The 433-nt window shown below is 71.6% G+C and carries 2 protein-coding genes; one reads left to right on the top strand and one right to left on the bottom strand.

What is annotated here, in order from left to right:
• A partial coding sequence (locus MKL20_RS16080) for a sugar transferase (RefSeq protein ID WP_409568159.1) occupies positions 1–182 on the bottom strand: 182 nt, incomplete at its 3' end.
• A 16-nt stretch (positions 183–198) separates the two neighbouring features.
• Here MKL20_RS16080 and MKL20_RS16085 point away from each other — a divergent pair.
• On the top strand, positions 199–433 hold a 235-nt coding region (locus MKL20_RS16085; protein ID WP_244037508.1), incomplete at its 3' end, for a sugar transferase.

Consider the following 433-nt stretch of genomic DNA (forward strand, 5'->3'; position numbering starts at 1 on the left):
TTCGTGACCATGGAGCGGAACTTCAGGCAGCCGAAGCTGCGCCCGTCGCGGCCGAGCCGTGTGTGGCGGAAGATCGGCGCCTTGCGGTCGCCGGCCCAGACCAGGGCGGCGATCACCAGCATCAGCGGCAGCAGCAGGAACTGGGCGGCCAAGCGCGGGCTCGACATCGGGGTCGCGGCCACCGCCCTGTTCTTGCTGATGCCGCTGATGCTGGTGATCGCGGCCCTGGTCTGGGCCGGCGACCGAAAGGCGCCGATCTTCCGCCACACACGGCTCGGCGGCGACGGGCGCAGCTTCGGCTGCCTGAAGTTCCGCTCCATGGTCACGAACGGCGGGGCGGTGCTCGCTGCCCACCTCGCCGCCAGCCCGCGCGCCCGGGCTGAATGGGCGGCCACGCACAAGCTCAGCGACGATCCGCGCATCACCGCCATCG

Origin of the sequence: Methylobacterium sp. E-066 (genome assembly GCF_022829635.1) — a bacterium.
GTDB lineage: Bacteria > Pseudomonadota > Alphaproteobacteria > Rhizobiales > Beijerinckiaceae > Methylobacterium.